At 49.9% G+C, this 365-nt stretch carries 1 pseudogene; it reads left to right on the top strand.

What is annotated here, in order from left to right:
- Positions 1–343 (top strand): annotated as a pseudogene (locus tag HBA93_RS19320) (Tn3 family transposase); the annotation flags it as partial.
- Positions 344–365 lie beyond the last annotated feature (22 nt).

Below are 365 nucleotides of genomic sequence, written 5' to 3'. Positions count from 1 at the left end.
CGCAAAGCCCATCTTTCTGAAAGGCTGAAGCGGCTGACGCGTACTACTCATGACGGTGCCATTTCTCACGGCAGTATTGAGGATGAAGCGTTAAGAATCGGCAGGCTATTCGCCAATGTGCCTGAAAATGCTAAGGTACTGGTTCTTGATATTTACCGTGGAATGTCGCCCGCGCGGATCACCGTATTCTTTTGGAGGTTAATGCTAACGTCGGATTCTCTGATACCTTTCCCGATCTGAGAACTGGAGTGCTATGCAGCGATCTGTTGGCTTGTTGAACGTTCTGCTTGCCGAAGGATTTAATCTCGGCCTTCGGAAAATAGCTGGAGCCTCCAACACGCACTATTACTGACAACTCTCGCGCC

This window comes from Ochrobactrum sp. SFR4 (assembly GCF_019730395.1).
GTDB lineage: Bacteria > Pseudomonadota > Alphaproteobacteria > Rhizobiales > Rhizobiaceae > Pseudochrobactrum.
Note: the sequence above shows the minus strand (reverse complement) of the source record. Positions and strands in the feature narration are given on the sequence as shown.